At 36.2% G+C, this 550-nt stretch carries 1 protein-coding gene; it reads right to left on the bottom strand.

Translation table 11 applies throughout. The features are described from left to right. Nucleotides 1-118: 118 nt before the first annotated feature. Nucleotides 119-550, bottom strand: a 432-nt coding sequence (locus tag GXM17_RS21510) for a hypothetical protein (RefSeq protein ID WP_208796490.1), incomplete at its 5' end; no start/stop codon positions are given.

The following is a 550-nucleotide window of genomic DNA, read 5'->3' as shown; positions in this document are numbered from 1 at the left end:
TCCAGATACAAAGATTGTACGTACTATTTTTCCAAAGTTCAATATATTCATCTCTTATCGCCAATGGATGAACATTAAAGGAATGCCAATTCCAAAAGAACAACCCGCGCAATTATCATTATTCACTGCTTAAGCCTAATTTTACTGTTTGCGAATCATCGTCACAGCTATAGTCTTCAAATTCTGATGTAAATGTAAGCTCGCGAACTCTTAAACCAACATCATTCCTATTATGACCGGTTGCAGCAGTTCTTATAAGAGCGCCACAAAAATCACTTTCCCAACTCTGAACGGCCATAAATAGTTTTTGTTCAATTTCTAAATATAATAGCCCCGCTTTTCTAACATCAAGTGGTGCCTCCTGCCATGTTTGATTATAATTGTCAAATACCAAAGTAATAGAAATAACAGGCGTTCCAAATTGGTTTTTACCTTGTAAATTGGTAAATGGAGTGTTTGGGAAGTCAATTAAAACAGCCGGAAAATACATTCCTTTCCGCGGATCATCTGTTCCTAATTGTCCTAAATCCTGTTCGATGTAAATAACTTC

The organism is Flavobacterium fluviatile (genome assembly GCF_010645065.1).
Classification (GTDB): domain Bacteria; phylum Bacteroidota; class Bacteroidia; order Flavobacteriales; family Flavobacteriaceae; genus Flavobacterium; species Flavobacterium fluviatile.
The sequence above is the reverse complement of the archived record's forward strand: the minus strand, read 5'-3'. Positions and strand labels throughout refer to the sequence as shown.